20 protein-coding genes and 1 pseudogene are annotated in these 18,904 nt (G+C 33.1%); 16 read left to right on the forward strand and 5 right to left on the reverse strand.

All coding sequences use genetic code 11. The features are described 5' to 3' along the window. Positions 1–525: a DUF924 family protein gene (locus ADG03_RS05000; RefSeq protein WP_049471959.1), complete on the forward strand. Its 525-nt coding sequence runs from the start codon at positions 1–3 to the stop codon at positions 523–525. 398 nt (positions 526–923) lie between these two features. On the opposite strand, the gene ADG03_RS05005 is transcribed toward ADG03_RS05000, so the two are convergent. The 3 genes and pseudogenes from ADG03_RS05005 to ADG03_RS05015 form a co-directional block, all read right to left on the reverse strand. Beyond that, positions 924–1,436 carry a GrpB family protein gene (locus ADG03_RS05005; RefSeq protein WP_049471960.1) on the reverse strand — a complete coding sequence of 171 codons (513 nt, stop codon included), beginning with the start codon at positions 1,434–1,436 and terminating at the stop codon, positions 924–926. An 85-nt stretch (positions 1,437–1,521) separates the two neighbouring features. After that, positions 1,522–1,728: pseudogene (locus ADG03_RS11835) on the reverse strand (type I restriction endonuclease); the annotation flags it as partial. Positions 1,729–1,862: 134 nt separating this feature from the next. Next, positions 1,863–3,077 carry a hypothetical protein gene (locus ADG03_RS05015; RefSeq protein ID WP_049471962.1) on the reverse strand — a complete coding sequence of 405 codons (1,215 nt, stop codon included), beginning with the start codon at positions 3,075–3,077 and terminating at the stop codon, positions 1,863–1,865. A gap of 172 nt (positions 3,078–3,249) precedes the next feature. Between ADG03_RS05015 and ADG03_RS05020 the strand changes: the two genes are divergently transcribed. The 15 genes from ADG03_RS05020 (at position 3,250) to ADG03_RS05085 (ending at position 16,042) form a co-directional block, all read left to right on the forward strand. Further along, positions 3,250–3,567 (forward strand): hypothetical protein, encoded by a 318-nt coding sequence (locus tag ADG03_RS05020; protein WP_049471963.1) that lies wholly within the window; start codon positions 3,250–3,252, stop codon positions 3,565–3,567. Next, a complete protein-coding gene (locus ADG03_RS05025; RefSeq protein WP_049471964.1) occupies positions 3,554–3,895 on the forward strand; it encodes a hypothetical protein in 342 nt (113 codons plus the stop codon). Before ADG03_RS05020 ends, ADG03_RS05025 begins: the two co-directional genes overlap by 14 nt. Beyond that, positions 3,888–5,240 carry a hypothetical protein gene (locus tag ADG03_RS05030; protein WP_053090706.1) on the forward strand — a complete coding sequence of 451 codons (1,353 nt, stop codon included), beginning with the start codon at positions 3,888–3,890 and terminating at the stop codon, positions 5,238–5,240. The genes ADG03_RS05025 and ADG03_RS05030 overlap by 8 nt, the downstream gene beginning before the upstream one ends. Positions 5,241–5,521: 281 nt before the next feature. Further along, entirely contained in the window at positions 5,522–6,871 is a 1,350-nt protein-coding gene (locus tag ADG03_RS05035) for a Rep family protein (RefSeq protein WP_239667171.1), read from the forward strand. Positions 6,872–6,949: 78 nt separating this feature from the next. Next, positions 6,950–7,252 (forward strand): DUF3173 family protein, encoded by a 303-nt coding sequence (locus tag ADG03_RS05040; protein ID WP_239667172.1) that lies wholly within the window; start codon positions 6,950–6,952, stop codon positions 7,250–7,252. Next, a complete protein-coding gene (locus tag ADG03_RS05045; protein WP_049471966.1) occupies positions 7,239–8,390 on the forward strand; it encodes a site-specific integrase in 1,152 nt (383 codons plus the stop codon). Before ADG03_RS05040 ends, ADG03_RS05045 begins: the two co-directional genes overlap by 14 nt. A 598-nt stretch (positions 8,391–8,988) precedes the next feature. Beyond that, positions 8,989–9,246: a hypothetical protein gene (locus tag ADG03_RS05050; protein WP_041826470.1), complete on the forward strand. Its 258-nt coding sequence runs from the start codon at positions 8,989–8,991 to the stop codon at positions 9,244–9,246. After that, positions 9,233–9,820 carry a toxin-antitoxin system HicB family antitoxin gene (locus ADG03_RS05055; RefSeq protein ID WP_014713955.1) on the forward strand — a complete coding sequence of 196 codons (588 nt, stop codon included), beginning with the start codon at positions 9,233–9,235 and terminating at the stop codon, positions 9,818–9,820. Before ADG03_RS05050 ends, ADG03_RS05055 begins: the two co-directional genes overlap by 14 nt. A gap of 1 nt (position 9,821) precedes the next feature. Beyond that, positions 9,822–10,205: a hypothetical protein gene (locus ADG03_RS05060; RefSeq protein ID WP_041826469.1), complete on the forward strand. Its 384-nt coding sequence runs from the start codon at positions 9,822–9,824 to the stop codon at positions 10,203–10,205. Between the two features lie 702 nt (positions 10,206–10,907). Next, a complete protein-coding gene (locus ADG03_RS05065) occupies positions 10,908–11,768 on the forward strand; it encodes an Rgg/GadR/MutR family transcriptional regulator (RefSeq protein WP_049471967.1) in 861 nt (286 codons plus the stop codon). Positions 11,769–11,846: 78 nt separating this feature from the next. After that, the gene (gene gggA / locus ADG03_RS12035) at positions 11,847–11,954 is read left to right on the forward strand and encodes a streptosactin (RefSeq protein ID WP_423191655.1); all 108 of its coding nucleotides are present in this window, start codon (positions 11,847–11,849) and stop codon (positions 11,952–11,954) included. Positions 11,955–12,011: 57 nt separating this feature from the next. After that, entirely contained in the window at positions 12,012–13,211 is a 1,200-nt protein-coding gene (gene gggB, locus ADG03_RS05070) for a streptosactin maturase GggB (RefSeq protein WP_176745629.1), read from the forward strand. After that, entirely contained in the window at positions 13,204–14,745 is a 1,542-nt protein-coding gene (gene gggC, locus ADG03_RS05075) for a streptosactin export ABC transporter GggC (RefSeq protein WP_014713951.1), read from the forward strand. The genes gggB and gggC overlap by 8 nt, the downstream gene beginning before the upstream one ends. Before the next feature lie 504 nt (positions 14,746–15,249). Then, positions 15,250–15,438: a hypothetical protein gene (locus ADG03_RS05080; RefSeq protein WP_014713950.1), complete on the forward strand. Its 189-nt coding sequence runs from the start codon at positions 15,250–15,252 to the stop codon at positions 15,436–15,438. After that, positions 15,431–16,042 carry a Fic/DOC family protein gene (locus tag ADG03_RS05085; RefSeq protein WP_049471968.1) on the forward strand — a complete coding sequence of 204 codons (612 nt, stop codon included), beginning with the start codon at positions 15,431–15,433 and terminating at the stop codon, positions 16,040–16,042. The genes ADG03_RS05080 and ADG03_RS05085 overlap by 8 nt, the downstream gene beginning before the upstream one ends. Before the next feature lie 122 nt (positions 16,043–16,164). Here the strand turns inward: ADG03_RS05085 and ADG03_RS05090 are convergent, their stop codons facing one another. Both ADG03_RS05090 and ADG03_RS05095 read right to left on the reverse strand, forming a co-directional pair. Beyond that, positions 16,165–17,448, reverse strand: a complete 1,284-nt coding sequence (locus ADG03_RS05090) for a hypothetical protein (protein WP_049471969.1) — start codon at positions 17,446–17,448, stop codon at positions 16,165–16,167. Between the two features lie 559 nt (positions 17,449–18,007). Further along, on the reverse strand, positions 18,008–18,871 hold the full coding sequence (locus tag ADG03_RS05095; RefSeq protein WP_049520963.1) for a helix-turn-helix domain-containing protein: 864 nt from the start codon (positions 18,869–18,871) through the stop codon (positions 18,008–18,010). Between the last annotated feature and the right edge of the window lie 33 nt (positions 18,872–18,904).

The following is an 18,904-nucleotide window of genomic DNA, read 5'->3' on the forward strand; positions in this document are numbered from 1 at the left end:
ATGAAGGAAGTGATAAGGTTCTGGTTCGAAGAGTTGAAGCCAGAGGATTGGTTCAAAAAATCAGAAGCACTGGATCAAGAAATGCGGGAGCGCTTTGAGGAACTTTATTGGAAGGCCAGTCGTGGGGAATTGTTTCACTGGCGGGCTACGGCAGAAGGGCGTTTAGCAGAGATTTTGCTCTTGGACCAAATTCCTCGCAATATTTTTCGAGGGACTGCCCAAGCTTTTGCGACAGATTCCCTGGCCTTGGTCTTGGCCCAAGAAGGCCTAACACAAGCTCAAGAATTACCAGTTGTACAAAGAGGCTTTTTCTACATGCCCTTTATGCATTCGGAATCTTTAACCATTCATGAAGAAGCTCTGCGCCTATTTGATCAACCGGGCTTAGAAAAGCGTTTGAAGTATGAGAAGATGCACATGGACATTCTTCAACAATTTGGGCGTTATCCACATCGGAATGCCATCTTAGGACGGCCTTCGACCAAGGAAGAAGAGGAGTATTTGAAAGAACATTCTGGCTTTTAAGGGAAGATGAGGCCCACAGATTTCAAAACTCTTTTCTCTCTTCATGAAATTGCCTGAAACAGCAGGCATGATGTCAGAGTTCCCTCACCTAGGCTTTTCCAAGCGTCTAAAAAATGGTATAATGAACTGTAAATTTCACAATTTGGAAGGAATGTTATTGCTATGATGAATATGCAAGACTTAATCTATGGTTTTTTAAGTCTTGTTATCGTTCATTATCTAAGTTTAAAGCTTTTTGTGTTTCATTGAAGCAATTTAATAACAAATAAATTAATAACAATAAGACAAAAAATAGACAATGCAGTATCTGAATTGTACATAAAAAGAAGCAACAATATTAATGTTGCTTTTTTATTGTTTATTAACTCTGTGACTACTCAAATGATATAAATGAAAACTTACAATAGACCGCATTGATTATAAATTTTTTCAATAACACCTGATTTATATTCTATGTATTTATCTATATTATCTGGAAATAAAACAGCAGCTTTTTCTTTAACTTTTGAATATTCATCCACTAAGTCAGAATGTTGCCTTAAATAATTTCTAAAAGTAATATGTTTAAATAATTCTTCAGAGTCTTTAGGACATACATATAAATGATGTGTCATTAAATCATTTTTATTAATATATGAAAAAGCCTCTCTATCTCTAATACCTAAATCGCCTTCATGCACATACCCTTTATCTTCAAGCAATTTTTTTAAAATTAGAAACTTATCATTTTCAATAACAATATCCAAATCAATTATTGGTTTTGCTGACATCCCTTCAACCGATGTACTACCTACGTGTTCAATCTTAATTACATTCTGAATGATTTCTTTTCCAAGTGATTCTACTATTTTTTCAAATTCTTCTTTCCATTTTGGATTCCATTTTTCAACTACAACATTTTGTGTCCTCATAATCTATTTACCTCTATAACTCCTTTTCCTCTATTCAATCCTTTATAATAATGTAATTATTTACAATACTTATTTTCATAAAATTCTACAAAACAAAACACCATCGATTCATTTTTTTGATTTTAAACTTTGGTAGAAGCTCTAAAACCCTTGTATTTACTTGACTATTTGCCTGTGTCATTATTATGACACGAAACCCAGTTGCAAAGTCCCAAACATAAGAGTCTTTATCAACACGAGCTAATTTTACTAATAAAGTAGCTACGTAGGATGGAGTTAGAACAACATCATCCATTGCTCAAATCACCAACCATTGGTTCAACTGATTGAATTTTTGTTTTTACCATTTATAATGACTCCTACTTTTTCTTAATTCTATACTATTATAACATGTAATTGTATACAACCAGAGGGAAACCTCTGGTTTTAATATTCAATATTGTTTGTTTCAATTTCAGAACCGAACTCCTCTTCAAATTCAGGCTCGAACTCTTCTTCAAATTCAGGCTCGAACTCTTCTTCAAGTTCTTTAATTTGCTTTTGTGTTAGCAACTGATGAAGCCTTTCTTCTGAAAAATACGAAGTAGTAGACAATAAAGAGAACATACTATTAAAGTACTTTTCTTCGATATCTCCAAAATAATCCTGTTGCGCTTCTATCAACTTATCAATATAAATTTCGCTTGCACTTAACAAAGCAGACATAGCATCAACATCGTTTTTTCCCGCCATCGTCAAGTGACGTCCATACTCTTCAGGACCTCTAACCATACCAATCTCCATTAATTTTGAATTAATTTTGAAGTCATCAAGAATGATATCATATGCTCGCTTCCCAAGAGACTGGTACATTTCCATATTTAATATGGGCTCAAGTATATCTTTTAGTTTCTCTTGAAATGCTTTATTGAAATTTTGAAAATGGATATTATCTGACTTCCAAAGAAAATGCCCATTATTATCCTTTGATTCATACTTGTATTTCGTATTTAAGAATTTAATAAAACGGTCCATCATTTCATCTGATTCATTTTTCATACAAAACAAATAGACTGCTTCAGCAAATACATCAAGATTCGCGTTCTTATAATCAGGAGCGAACATTGATCCAAATTCCCGATCTTCATCAATCGCTTTATCTAATGCTATATACCTGGCTAATGGGACATAATCAATCAAGATAGAGTATGTCATAGAAGAATACACTGGATGCTTGGATAGATCTAAAAAGAGATTTAAAACAAAATTGAATTTGTCGCTGTCAGTGTAGCTTTCATCAACTCCCCAAAAAATTTCTTGAAGACTAATAAATTCAAAGTTATTCTTTCTCATTTCCAATTCCTCATCTTTATTTGAGGAGTATGATTTAAAATTTGGCTTCAACTTTATATTTTCTAACAATGACTCAGCGACTCTGACTGTCATCTTTTTGTATAATTGGTGGGGATCAGATTCTCGAATAATTTTAATTGCACTTGGTTTATGTTCATATAAATGGCTATTCCTGATTGGTTTTAAATCTGAGTAAAGACTGCTTCCAGAAGACCTTAGAGCAGAACGTTCTTTATTGATATCTTCAATTCGTTCATTAATTCGATCTTGAGCATTTTTTAAATAGTAATCTAATAAACTAGTAAACATTATCGTTAACCTTTCTAAAAAACGGAAAATTTCAGTTTATATTTTACAAATAAATCCTGAAATTGTCAAAAAGATTCCCGTATAATTAAAGCATAAGAAATCCGGATTTCTTAAAGGCATCTCGGCTAAGCGAGTTCTTCTTAGAACAGAAAGATAAACGAGGTTAACTTGTATGAATACTAAGTTACAAAAAACGCTTCGAGACTTACGAGCAAATCGTTTAATCCATTTTGGAAACTCAGCGTATCAAAGAGCCACTAATGATTGGTTCTTTAGAACAGTTCCAACCGAGCTAAATGAGCTATGGTATGGACAAGATGGCTTGTCGTTCCTGACCTTATCGATAGCGTATGACTCGGATATTGATTTAATGTCTGAGAGTGAATTAATTGAACGCATTGACAAGGAACGTCAAATTAGAACTCGTTTGGAAAGTATCTTTTCAAACCTTGGAAAAATGAAAGCAGGTAAAAGCAATGGCAAAAACTAACTGGAATCGGACTCTTGCGGAAGTTCTCATGCATGAGACACAACCAAAAGTAATGACTAGCGAAAAAACTGGAAATGAATATACAACTGATGTTATCCCGACTTTAAGAGTAGTCTCAATTGGTTCAATCGAGGAAAAAGACGGAAAATACAAGTACTCGATTGTAGATACAGTTAACGACTTAGAATATACCATTAAAGTGCCAAATAAAGTCGAAATTAAATTCGGTACAGTCCTTAACTTCAGTAATGTACGTGGCGGTGCAACTGCAAATGGTATCGGTTGGTATGCTGCTGACTCAGTAGAAGTGGTCACACGCAATGCGTAGGCATAAATACCGAAGAATCAAGCCTACACCAAATTGTACACTTCAGGGCTATCAACTCTCTCTGATAGCCCTGACGGCTACAATTGGATTGACTGTCTTGTCGTTCTTCATAAGCCAAATAGTAACAGTTTTATCTTCATATGTACGAAGCATACTATTCTACAGCATCATTACAAATATCGTCTCTATTCTTATTTTTGCATACACATGGTTTCATCGTGAAGAAGTCTCATCAATTGAGATTCCTGGTATGTCTGATAAATCTAAAAAGTTGGCAAAGCGTTTAAGACGATTATTTAATGATAAACAAATAACAGATGTACTCAAATTGTCAAATACAACCCGTTTTGGCAATGAAATGCCTGAAATAGAAGTATGGATAGATGAAGAACTTTCAAGTGGTTTCATCGCAATCGAAAACATAGCTAACTGTGAACGTGCCGACCGAGAAAAGTTCGAACAACGTATTTCTGGGATCTTATCTGGCAAATATCAGCGATTTGCTGTGGTCAATTCGGAACTGACAGCTGGTGATAGCTATATCATCTTTTACTTCGAGGATACACTTACTTCACAGCGGCTACTCGTCACCGACAAAATGAATACGTTAGAACCATTCGCAAGTAACAATAAGCATGCTATCCGTCTGTCAAATGATTTAATTTGGTACGCTGATATTACTCCACATATTTCAATTATTGCTCGTACTCGTGCAGGAAAATCAGTTCTAGCAGGTCGCTACATGGCTCGATTAATGAGCTTACAAGGTTGGGTTGTCGAATATAACTCTGCTAAGTATGACAAATATGTAAAAGAATTTAGCGGACAATCAGACCCTGTTAAAATCGTTGAACGTTGTGAATATTGGTGCTCTGTCATGGATAAGCGACTAGCTAAAATCAATGATGCAAGGAAAGAAAAATACCTTGAAATGGAGAACATGCCAGATATAGGACTGTTCTTCGATGAATTAGGTAATTTGAATGCTTCACTTGAGTCTCTTGATAAAGTTGACAAAACCCTCAAGTTGACCGCTAGATGGACAAATGCCATCAACAGATTATCAGCTACTGGAGCAAGTACAGGTATCCACATCATCGCTATATCTCAATTTGCGACAAAAGAGGGATTCCTTCCTTCGCTTGCTCGTGTAAATTGTTCGGATGCGGTGATTATGCTAGGTGGTGCTGCTGATTGTGCAGATGAGCGTAAATATCTCATGTCTGGTTTTGCTGACATGCCAAAGCGTAGCTATGGAAAGGGGCAAGGTGTCGCTCGTATCCTTGGTTCTGGTAAAAAGTGGGAGGTCCCCCACTTTTATGAAACGCCTTGGTTTGAGGATTAGATAATGGGAAATCCATTTGTATTCCAACTAGCGAAGTCTGTTGGAACAACAAATGGATTCATGACGAAGCCGACGAGTCACAAGGTCGGTCATCTTTGAAAAAGATGAAACACTTTTAAATCTAACTATTTCTACGCCTGCACGGCACTGGGCTTGTCAAGTGCCGTGCATATCAAAAACAGATAGAACAAGGCTTTGAGCATTCTTGATAAAATTCAAATCCTTGTTTTATCAAGGGAATAGTTAGAAGAATAAATAAATTAAACGAGGTAACTATAACTATGAGGAAAAAAGAAGCAAACCTAACTGCTATCATGCTGGTTCAACAACTGGAAGATGAACACTGGAAAACTTGGCAAGATAAAACAGCTTTAAAGCAGGCTAGAGATGAAAATAATATCCGTCCACTACTTGAAACAGTTACTGATAAGCTAAATAAAGCTGATATTATTGTTAAAGAAGCTTACGGAATCAAACACGATAAAGACGAGATAAACGTTTGGAATCAAGAGTTGATGAAAAATGTAATCGAAAAGAAAACTGAACATATCCATTTTCTCTTTAAGTTTGAAAAAGGAGCTTCATTAAATAGAATAGCTATAGCTGTTGGGGTTGAACCGCAATATCTAGAAAAGCTAAAATCGGGGCGCTACGGCTATGATAATTGCCTTGCCTATCTAGTCCATGCCAAAGACGAAACCAAGTTTCAATATCAACCAGAGGAGGTTGTAACAGTCTTAGGAGAGGATTACAAAAGCATTTATCATCGTTGTATGGCAACGTGGGTCAAAGGACGAGCAACAAAAAAAGCAAAGGAAACAAATCTTAGTGTTGATTGGTTGATTGAACGTATTTTAGCTGGTGAAGTGACTAAACGCAATATCATGCTCACAGATGAATATTACTCAATTTACGGTCAACATAAACGTAAAGTGAACGAAGCTTTAGAAACTGTAGGAGAACGTAGAAGCTATCAAACAATAGCTGAACTAGAGGCAGGGAGATTTAAGAAGACAGTAATTTATATAACAGCTAGTAGCGGTGTAGGAAAAACGAAACTCAGCAAAGACCTGATAGAGATTATTCAAGCAACCGCAGTGCAAAATGGATTAAATTGGGAAACATGTATGACTGCTTCTACGAATGCATTCGACGAATACAGCGGTCAAGAAATTTTATTTCTAGATGATATCAGGGGGGACAGCTTCACTGTATCTGATTGGTTAAAATTGTTGGATCCGCACACAATAAGTCCAATTTCAGCTCGCTATCATAATAAGATGGGCTCTGCTAGAGTGATTATAATAACAAATACGAAGTTACCAGCTGAACTATTTTATTTTTCCAAGGGGAATTGCAACGAAGATTTGGGACAATTTATACGAAGAATTGACCTATTAGTACATATACATAATGATATTTTTCACGTCTGTCCTCACGAGAAAAGAGTGGAAGAAAGTACAATAGAATCTGTCGGAATTAAGATTCGCGTAAGACATTCATACAGTTTTCAAAAGTCTTCTGCTATTCAGCGAGATGAAGCATTAGAAAAAATACTTGAAACAGTGATGGCAAATATGAACTGGAACAAAAAAGGTTATCGATGTAAGCGACCAAACGAACAACGATAACCCAAACACTAAACAAAAATAGCACAACTACTTTTGTTGTTGCTATTATATCATAATTTTAATTTGAGGAAATATAATATGCAATCTAAAAAAAAACCAATGACACAATTCAAATTAACTACATACCAGCTTGTCGATAAAAATGACATTATGATCCTAACAGGCTACTCAGAAACTCAATCTAAACTACTAATCAGACAAGCTAAATTGCTTCTAGTCGAAAAAGGGTTTAATTGGTACAAGAACAAACGTGTTGGACGAGTTCCAGTGCAAATAATAGAAAATATACTAGGGTTTCAGATAATTTCTAAAAATGGTATAATTGAAAACGTACATGATGATACTGCTATTGAGGAGGACATCCGAGATGGTAGTCACTAGACAAAAAAATAAAAAATGGGGGGTTGATATTAGTGACGGCTATGATGCGGTAACAGGTAAACAAAAGCGTCACAGAAAAACAGACTTTAAATCTCGAAAAGAAGCTGAGCAGTATGAAGCCGATTTTAGGATTAAGAAACTACATCAGATTGGCTATAAGCAAAAGATTAGCATTGACTATCTTTACTCACTTGTCCAGGAAGAAGATACACTTCGTGGCAATAAACGTAGTACGATAGATAGCCAGGAATCTTATTATCGTGTTTATATGTCTCGGTACTTTAAAAATGCAGATATGCGTGCTGTTTCAGTCACAGATATCAAAGAATATAGAAACTGGCTTAAAAATCAACGTAGTGTCAAAGGTGGTTTGTTAAGTAATTCTCATGTTAACCAGCAGATGATTTTTGTCCATAAGATGTTTGAGGTTGCAATCCAGCATCAAATTCGACATGACAATCCTTGCAATGGTTTACGTCGATTACCTCAGCAACAAAAAGAAATGGATTATTATACTCCTGAGCAATTCAAGAAGTTTGACTCTCTGTTTAATGAAGATGAATATCCATTTCAACTATTGTATCGTGTGTTAATGTATACAGGATTACGCGTTGGAGAAGCCTTAGCTTTAACTTGGGAAAATATCAATCTTGATGAGATGTATATCGATGTTAAATACTCTGCCTATTATCGAAATGGACAAGTTCATATTGGAACAGTAAAAACAACTCAGTCAAACCGTAGAATATACATTCATAAAAGTTTTAATGAGGAGTTGAAAAAATGGAAAGAAAGACAATTTGATTTACTCAAGTCGTTTACTGATAATTCTAAAAGTCTTCAAATTTATCAAGCTACTCCAGAAATTCTAACAAGTCCAAACGTCTCGAACTTCAGAGTTATTCTCAAAAAGAGAATGCCTAAAGGTTTGAAACTAATTCGCAATCATGATTTTAGACATTCTCATGCAGCCTTTCTTGTATCACAAGGTCTTCGGAATGGAGAGGGGAAAGACTATATTTTCTTCACACTTATGAAACGTCTTGGACACAGCTCTATTAACACAACAATAAATGTATACTCACATTTATTCCCAACTCAACAAAAAGAGGTAGCCTCTGCCTTTGATAATTTTTAAGAATAAGGCAAAATAAGGCATCAAAAATAATAATACAAGGGTTAAACCCTTGGTAGGAAAGGAATCTAGAAAATCTTATGATGAATATGCAAAACTTAATTTAAGATTCTTTAGGTCTTGATATCATTAGAAATCTTGATTTTAAAGGCTTTAGAGTTCAAAAAAATTAACGATATTCAATAATATTACATTATATTGGACAGTAAATGGACAGTGACAGAGTGTTTGAAGGAGAGAAAAAGAGGCTTAAATGCCTCTTTTTATATGTTTGTGGACTAGAAGTAGATAGAATAGCTCTAAAAAATTTTTTGGTTATAAATTTCGCTTTTTATAATTCATAAAGATTATTAGCCATCTTTCCGAAAAAACAGATATTTTTCGGAAAGTTATTGAAAAAATCTACCTTAATGTTATGCAAAAAGGAAAAGATAAGATTGAAAAAGCTATGCTAGATTTAGCCGAAATAATCACTTGAGTATCTTAATCAGTTAAAATTTAGTTATTTTACTGAAAATAAAAGAAATCCTTGAAATCATCAACTTTTTTGTATATAATCAATATGACACTATATATGGTGTCGCTATGAATGAGGTATATCATGGGCAAGGAAAAAGAGTTGCAAAAAATAAAAAATGACCCCAAATCTGTTACCCCTGAACGCTTAGAATCTCTGTGTAAAAAATATGGTTTTATGTGGAAGCAAGGAACCAATCATTCAATAACCTCTCATGCTCTATTGGAGGAGAGTTATCCAATACCACGACATAAGCCAATAAAGCCGGTTTATGTGAAGAATGTTATAAAAATGATTGAGAAAGTGATAGAATTGGAGGAGGGTTTAGATGATGAAAGATAAAGAATACTATCTTGGATTGAACTATCCGATTTTAATTGGACAAATTTTTGACGAGGATGAAGTATTATTTACTGCCTCTATTAAAGAGTTACCAGGACTAATCGTTTATGGTGAATCTTTAGAAGAAGTTTATGATGAGATTGAATTAGCTAAAGCAGATTGGATTGAGGCTAATCTTGAGTGGGGGAGACAAATTAAAGAACCCCTTGAGAACTCTCTGGAAGAGTATAGTGGAAAAATAACGCTAAGATTACCTAAAACATTACATAGAGATGTTAAAGAACGATCTGAGATTGAAGGAGTTAGTTTAAATCAAACTATAGTACAATTGATTAATGATGGGTTATTCAAACAAACTCAAAATGTTGTTGAACAGTTAGCAGAGCAATTTGAGCATATGACTAAAAAATTTAGTCAAACCATTGCAGAAAAGGTTTCTGCACCAGAGCAACATATTCATCAAACAATCATTGTAAAAAATCAATCTGAAAAAATACAACCATATAAAGAGCAGAATATTACTAATAATAGACTACAAGATAATAAAGTAATTTCATGGTCTATTGGAGGTTAAAATGAAGTCAAAAAATATAGAGATAAGAAGAATAACATTTAGCAAATTCGAATTTAATATTCATAATACAGGAGAAGTTGAAGAAGATGGAAGAGCTTCAATTAATCTGAATCTTCCTGACAGAGAGGAAGGACAAGAGAATCAACTTATACTGATAAAGATGGAAATTTCTTATCCAGATAGTCAGTATCGAGTTGTTGCTGATATTGATGCTATATATTCAGTCTTAGCTTCAGATTTACCAGAAGATATTTCGCAGGATAGTGAATTTCAACAAGCACTTATTACACCAATGATAGAAAAGTTTAGGCTATATATTGGTATGTTTTCTGAAGGAGCATATGGAGCGATTCTGATACCAAATTTAAACTTTAATCAAGACTAGAAGTTATCCGTTTTAAATATTCATATATTCTTATGGAATATTTAATCAGTTAAAATTCAGTTATTGAGCTATAAACAAAACAAAAAATCCTATGAGACTTTGATTTCATAGGATTTTCATTATCTCAATTATTTAACTTCTGTAACAATAAAGATATTCAATACAATAGTTGTATGTATTAAATTAGTATTTAATCGTTCATCTCATAACTTGTATGACTGTTGCACAACTTATTTTACACTACCTGACTTTACGAATGATATAAAAAAGACCTTTAAAATAATTGATTTTAAAAAGATAGTTTTCGTTAGGTTAATTTATTTGCACGTCAAACACTATAAAAAGAGAGTGGGCCAGAAATCGGTAATTCGTTAGAATTTGATTTTGTCATCCCACCTCCGCACAGTTGAGTAGGTTTGTAAAAGCTAATGAAATCAGCGTAGTAGAGCCTACTCAACCACTGCGTCTTGCTCGACAATCCAAAGACAATTGAGAGGCTAGGACTTTTGTCCCAGCCTCTTTTTATAAGAGAGTGAAATTATCCAACTCCTATAACTATGATTCCTCCAAATATTACTAAAGATAAGTAAAAAAATAATTTTTTATTCATAATAGCAACCTCTTTTCTTTTTCTCCTATGATATAATGTTATTCAAGATATTGTAATAAATTCCCTTATACACAATTTAAGAGGTACTTTAAATGAAATACGGAAAAATTTTTAAAAAATTTAGAGAATCAAGAGGACTGTCACTAAAAGATGTTTCTAAATGTGGAGTATCAAGTTCTCACCTGTCAAGGTTTGAGCATGAAGAAGCTGACTTAACTATTACAAAATTCATTTTAGCACTTGAAGCAATTAATATGCCAATTGAAGAATTTATATACGCGGCGCGCGATTTTCATAGAGATGACTTTAATGAATTGTTAGAGAAAATTCGTTTATTAGTAGCAAAGCGAGATATCGTTGGTATGGAAAATTTACTGATTAGTTTGTTGGAAAAAAAAGAGAAGAAAGACCCTTTTTATGAGCTAAATACGATTTTGGTTAAGATTCGTTTACAGGACTTATCAGGAAAGATCTATGTGACAGATCAAGATATTAGTTTTGTCAGTGAGTACTTATTTTCTGTAGAATACTGGGGGTGTTATGAATTGTTGTTGTTTATGAATACATTAGATGTTTTAAATCATGAAACTATGATGGTTTTATCAAAAGAAATGTGCCATCGCTCTGAATTTTATAGAGATATTCCAAATAATCGTCGTTTACTATCGACCATGTTGTTAAATGCCTATATAACATGTATTGAACGAAACGAGCTAATAGATGCTCTTTATTTTGAAAAACAACTAAAATTTTGTAACTTCTCAGAAACTGAAATTTATGAAAAACTAGTGTTTCATTATGCGAAAAATTTGTACGATTTAAAGAAAACTCATAATCAATATGCTTTAATTGAGATGAGAAAATGTATCGCAGCAATGAAATTAGTAAATAGTCAACAGTTAGCATGTACGTTTGAACATCATTTAGAACAAGTGTTGAACGATTTAGAATAAATTGTGTAAAAGGGAATTTTTTATAGCGCTCCTAAAATGGTAATATGATATCTATATAAAACATAGGAGGTGAAAATAATGGAAGAACTACAAGTTATTGACCTTGAAGAGCTTTTAGAGTTTGATCAAGGTTATGTTGTTAATAATAACTGTGGACCAAGTCATTCTTGTGGTGGCGGTCGATAGTTTCTTCCGAGGTGGGGAAAAATTTCCCCATCTCTGTTTTCATTAATGAGGATTGCTATGATAAAAAAAATTGATACTGATTTTGGTACATATTATTTTGATTCCATTTCTTTTACTTTGTCTTCTTCACCTGAATATAAAAATACGTCGAATACTTTGGATAATCTTGATGATGGAATCTTGAAGAAAGTTGTAATAAATATTTCAAATAGCTGTAATCTATCGTGTTCGTACTGTTATGCTGATGGTGGAAACTATGGCATGAACAATCGAGTAATGGATTTTGATACTGCTGATAAGATAATTCAGGAAATTGTAAGTAAGGGAATAAAACAAATTAATCGATTAATACTTTTTGGAGGAGAGCCTTTTTTAAATATTGAGTTGTTTGTATATTTTATTGAGAAATTATCTAAATTTTTAAATATATTAAAAGTTGAGACTGTAACTAATGGTACTGTTTTGAATCATCGAGTAAAGCATATGTTAAATAAATTTCATCCATTTTTAACAATTAGTTTAGATGGACCAGAGGTTGTTCATGATAGGTTAAGGGGAAAAGGAAGTCATAGAAAGACTCTGAGATTCATTAAGTATTTAAAAAGTATTGATTATGATAATTTCGAAATTGCATCAACGTATACTCGTATTCATCAAAAAAATGGTATTAGTAGAGAAGCTATTTTCAAATATTTTACTGAGATGGATGTTCATTTTAATGTTAATGATGTCTTCAGTAAAAATAAAGTACTTATTGTTAAAGAAATGGAAAAAAGTTTATCTGAAAGAAAAACTTTTATAGATACTTCTATTCAGAATGTAATTGATTGTAATGAGAAAGCATTTATTAGCCCAATCTTATACGATGTTTTAATATCTATGATTTACAAGAGTACAAACCATACTTTCTGCGATGATATTGATCCTTCCAATACAATTACTTTTGACGTAGATGGAAGTAAGAAGTTGTGCTTTAGATTCTGGGGGAGTCATAATAGTCCAAATGTTGAAACATTTAATAATAAGGATAATTTTTCTAAGTGTAAAGATTGCTGGTGTAGAGGTATGTGTATAGAATGTGTTGCCAATGTAATTGATGGTTATTCCACTGTCATTAACGAGAATGGAGAATTCATAGAATGCCACAAGCCAGAACTTATGGAATATTGCATACAACAAATTATATACCTTTCTAGAGATAAAGAGCGACTATCTAAGTTGGTAAATAACTTCAGGAGGTTTATACGTTATGCTTAGATCTTATGTAACCAAGAAGCACTTATTCTTCTATTTTATAGCGATTATGATTACTTGGCTGGAGGCTATCATTACACCAGCTTTGATTCAGTATATTGTCTCTAGTTTTACCAATCACCAGTTGCATTTGCTATGGCAGGTCTTGTTTTGGGGGATTGTTGGAAATTTGATTCTCTTGCTGGGTTTGGCGGGGAAACGTTATTACTATGCACGAGTGCTGACAGACTTCAAGTCGGGTATTAAGAAGGCTATCTTTCAGACTTTTCTATATAGCCGTCGGATAGCGGATGAAGAAGTTTTGTCAGACTTGGAAAATGATGTAAAACAGCTAGAAGATAATTATATTGAGCCGACTGTTATTATCATTTCTTCTTTGGGATTTACAACCGTCTCTATCTGTTATGCTCTTTGGACTAATTTTTATCTTGGCTTGCTATTTGTCATTTTTTATTCGATACCTGTTCTTTGTAGTGGAATTGGCTCTAAACGTTTGGATGAAATTACGAAGGAGAAATCCCTGGCGAACCAAGCTTATGTCTCTCAAGCAACCAATATGATCGCAGGTGCTCGTTCCATACGGTATTATCGGGGACAAAGTTTGTTTTACAAACTGTTCTCCAAAGATTTGCATAAGGCTCTAAAGGAAGAAATCGCCTATGAGAAGCAACGGACCATAAATAGTCTCTTTATCAATGGAATTGATGCTTTTTGCTCTGTTGCGCCTATTGTCATTGGTGGTTTTATGACCTATTATAACTACCTATCTGCAGCCGGCTTTGTAGGGATTTATCTAGTATCGTATAATATTGGCTATCAATTTCAGGAGTTGTCTTATTTTATCAATACTAGAAAATCAGCTAAGTCTCTCTGTGATAAATATCAAAAATTGCTGGGAGTGGGCTTTGAAATGCCTTCTGTTCTCGAAGGTTCTGTCTTTCCTATCCAGTTAAAGCAAGTCAGTGTAGTGCGTGATGGTCAAGAAATTCTAGCCCCTTGTGACCTAACTATTGAGGAAGGCGAAAAGATTGCCATTATCGGAGAAAGTGGGTCTGGGAAAACCACCTTACTGAACCTAATTTATGGTGAAATTAAGCCCAGTCATGGTCGGATTCGCTACCATGGGCAAGAGTTAACCTCGGATGAACTCTATCAGGCAGGAGCCTATATTCTCCAGTCTACTCATATCTTTGATGGTTTGAGCCTAGAGGAAAATATTGCTCTGGGACAAGAATTGGATTCCGTAAAGATGGATGAAATCCTGCGACAAACTGGTTTGAAAGCTCTTCAAAGCAAAACCCCTAGTAACCAGACTCTGTCAGGCGGTGAGAAGCAGCGGTTAGAAATTGCACGTGCTCTCTATCACAACCGCCAATTTATCCTAGCTGATGAAGTCAAAGCCAATCTGGACCTAAAAAATCAAGAGAAAATCAGTCAACTTCTCTTCTCGCTCCCTCAAGCACTCGTAGAAGTGATTCATCACTATAGTGAAGAGGACTTGAAGCGCTATGATAAGGTGATAAAACTGGAGAAATAGGTGGAAGTATAGGTTTCAGAAAGGAGTGGCAAGTTCTCTCTTTTTTGTAGGTTGGATAATAAAAACTCTGTCTAAAAATATCAGTACAATAACGTCAAACTAGGGATGTAGCTAGTGAAAGTCCTACAGTAAGGAGTTGAAATATGATTTTACAAGCTATGTATTTTGAGCATAATTTTTTAAAAACGTTGTGTTTACAGAAGTGAAGTAGGGGTTCAATACGAATCAATACAGAAGAAAAACGCTGATTTCAAGCGTTTTTTCTTTTTGCCAAATGCGATATATTGCACTGTATTTCAATTCAAACTCTACCTTTTTCTCTACCTTTTTTCTTAAGACCTGGTTTGGAAAGTATGGGTTTCAGTTGGACTAAAAACAGGGGAATATTTTTAGTTCTGTAAGTATTAATCTATACGCTTACATATATATTTTGGTCTCTATCCTTTAGGTGAAAATACCGATTTTATGGTATAATAAGGATAACTCTATATAAGGAGGTGTGCCATGACTCTTGATGTAAATAAAGAAGAATTAACAATTTTAGGGATTCCCTTTGATAACTTTTCGGATTTTGATACTGTCTGGTATGCTATTGGGTCATCAATGATTGAAAATTATGAACCTACTGTTCAAGATGTGATTGACTTAAAAACTTATGTTATCAACAGACGAAAGGAATTGAATATTGGTTAAAAATCAATACGAAGGCTATGAGTACATTGACCCCAATCACCAATATACCTATCCAAATTCCACAGTCTTAATCAATAAACAAAATGTTACAAATATTGAAGAAGCCTACCGAAATGAACACTTATTCGTTACTAAAAGACTTGCAGATTTGCGCTTGAAAGCCATTAAAGTCTATTCCATGGGTAATATTTTAGCCATTCATAACTATTTGTTTCAAGATGTTTATGCTTGGTCAGGACAATATCGCAAGGTGAATATCTCTAAAAGTGGTAATCCTTTTATGTCGATACAGTCGTTTAATGCTGCTGAAACTTATATAAATCATCTCATTCATTCCTATCATCAAACTGCCAACTCAAAAGATGAAATCATTAAACATTTAGCAAAAATTCTTGATAATCTTAATTATTTCCATCCCTTTCGAGAAGGAAATGGACGAACTCAACGAGAAGTTATTCGTTCCTTAGCACTATCAAAAGGATATTCTGCACAAATACGAGTGGAACAAGATGATGAAGTTTACAACCTTTATATGGACGGAACTGTCTATGGAGACTTAGGGAAGCTAGAAGAATTATTTGGTAAAATATTAAAAGAAATATAGATTGTAATACTTGATAATTACAAAAGTGAAGTGATTAGATATATTAAAAGCCTATGAAATCAGCATTTCAAAGGCTTTTTTCTTTTAATTTTAGCAAAATAACTGAATTTTAACTGATTATATCACTTTAGGAGTGCAATAACAGATATAATGGTAGCAATGATGGAGACTATCGTAGCAACGATAGAACTTATGGTATTTGTCTTTGTGTAATTTATCTCAGTAAGCATATTCAAATAGGAATAATTTTCTTTAATTACATTTCGATAATATGACAAATTTTTATGAAATAAATTTTCTAGCTGAACTTCGTCATTTGATACAAATATAGTCCAAGAATCTTCAAAGTCTTTTTTAAAATTAGAAATATCTATTCTGTTTTCTGACTCCGATAGGCTCTGTATCTTTTTCAAAAGGTTTAAAAAATTCTTATTAAACATTATGTTCTTTCTTCCTGATACATATTTCGAAAAATCTCTTTCAAAAATGTGAAGCTCTCGCTCTCCAAATAATAAGTAATAGAGCTCGTTCCCATATTGTGATATAGACCCTAAAATACTAGATCTAGGAATGAAATTACTTCCTGAGTAAAGAACATAATCACTATCATTAAAACTATTTGAAATATAGTAATTGCCTTTTTTATTATATAGACTATAACTAATATCCCCGAAGTATATTTTATCTATATCAACTTTGTCTTTTCGAAAAGCAACTGTTAGATTAATTAATTTGTTCATTTTCCCATTTTCGCTATATAAAAACGTAGTTATGTAATGTTGACATATCAAAGAAGGAAGTTCATTTGTCATCTGATCAATAGCTAGATAATTAAGCTTATCGTCCTCATCATCCAGAATATACCAATTAATGTAATCTTTTTTACTCAAGTTTTTGATATTATCAGAAATAAATAATTGAAGATTAGACTCTGTCAATACTTGTTTGAAATGAAATCTATATTGAAAAATAGCATAATAATTATTTACCGTCGCCCAACTTATTTCAATACTGCTGAAAAATTTATCTCCAATTATCTCAATTTCAGCAAAAATTCCGACTCCATGCCTTAAATATTCTAAATGGACATAGTCGTATTTTTTAAATATAGTAGGTTTTTTATAATAATTTTTCACTTTAAATTTCGACTTTGGCAACGAATATAAACGCTTCGTTAATTTATTAACACCCTCATTTGAAAGTGTATCTAAAATAATAAACTCTCCAATTGAGAATTCATCAAAATAGTCTGTCCGTGTCCTCCATTCGGGACGTTCTTCTTCAATGTACTTTTTATGAAATTCTAATCCTTCCTGCTCATGTCTTTGATAATAAGATTGATATTCTTCTGTTGCAACTATTTTTAAATAATAATCAAAAAACTTCTTAGCTTGTCTATTTATCATACCTACACCTAATTGATACTTTATATCACTATCATATCATTTTTTTAATGAAACTGAATCAATAACCACAACTATTACTCATTTTATGATTTTAGCTAAATCTATCATGGCTTGTTCAATTTTATGTTTTCTTTTTTGCATGACATGAAGATAGATTTTTTTAGTGCCAGTTTTAAATAGTCAATAGCGTCTTCTTCGATCTGTTTAGATGATTTAGACATAATTAACCTCTTAATAAGTTGTTCTATACTAAGTATTATATCAATTTATGTGATAATTTTTCCAAATTATCCTTGCCATCCTAATATCATTCCTAAGAAAATCAAAGATTTATGACTAAATGGATAGATGATTACGAATATAAGGTTAGGGGATTAGAGAATTTTATCAATATACTTGATAACACAAGAAATCAAAATGTTACCAAATTAGAACGGGAAACAAAATCAGTATAGTTATTTGAAATACCATGGAAAAATTATAAGGCTGATAGTATTAATTTCACTATCAGCCTTACAGGTTATTTAACGTTTCAGAAAAACTATAATGTCAAGATTAACTAAACAGTATCTAATTCTTTCAAATAATTCTCTATCTTCATCAACATTAAAGGATTGTTATAAATCTTACATAACTCTCTTGCTTCTATATAATAATTTTTGACTTGTTCTTTGTCTAGAAACTTGGCTCCAGCATTTCCTACAAGAATAAGTAGGGGAGCCAGTTGGTAGCTTGTCTGTCTTTGTTTACAGAGTTCAATCGTCTCAAGAGCTTCTTGGATGGCTTCGTTATATTTTTCCTTTGACACTAGGTAGTGAGCGTAGTTGTAACGAACTCTGATGTAACCAAATAAAAACTCTTGATGCTCAAAATTTTTTGTCTGATATAACTCCATTAAATGAGAGTAGTTTGCCTCATATTCTTGTTCACGACCCACTAAGGAATAGAAATTAGATAGAGTATTCAATGCCTTTAAATAAATCAGAGTATTTGAGGAGACTTTTAATAATATATTTTCCAATGAAGAAATAGCCTCACACTTACTGTCATATTGATAGAAGTCAATAATAGATTTAATCCATTCAAGGTAAGTTCGGTCTTCTAGTGTTAGAAAAGTGCTTCGTTCAATCTCTATTTTATAAATATATTCCAAATTGTCATAATTTCTATCATCTAATAGGCGAGCAGATAATTGCTTGAAATTAGAGAGGTTAGATTTAATTTCAATTTGTTCATTAAAAAAATAATCTAATGGCACTTCAAGTCGTTGTGAGAGTTTGAACAAAAGGTCTGCGGAGGGAATGAAATGCCCTCTCTCAATTTTACTAATCTGGCTTTGTTCACAAATTCCTTCTGCAAGAGTTTGTTGGGAGAGTCTCAACTCTTTTCTTTTCAATCTGAATTTCTCTGCGAGTGTATTCATTAAAGATAATAAACCTTCCTATTTGCTTAATTT

Origin of the sequence: Streptococcus parasanguinis (assembly GCF_001069785.1) — a bacterium.
Lineage (GTDB): Bacteria > Bacillota > Bacilli > Lactobacillales > Streptococcaceae > Streptococcus > Streptococcus parasanguinis_T.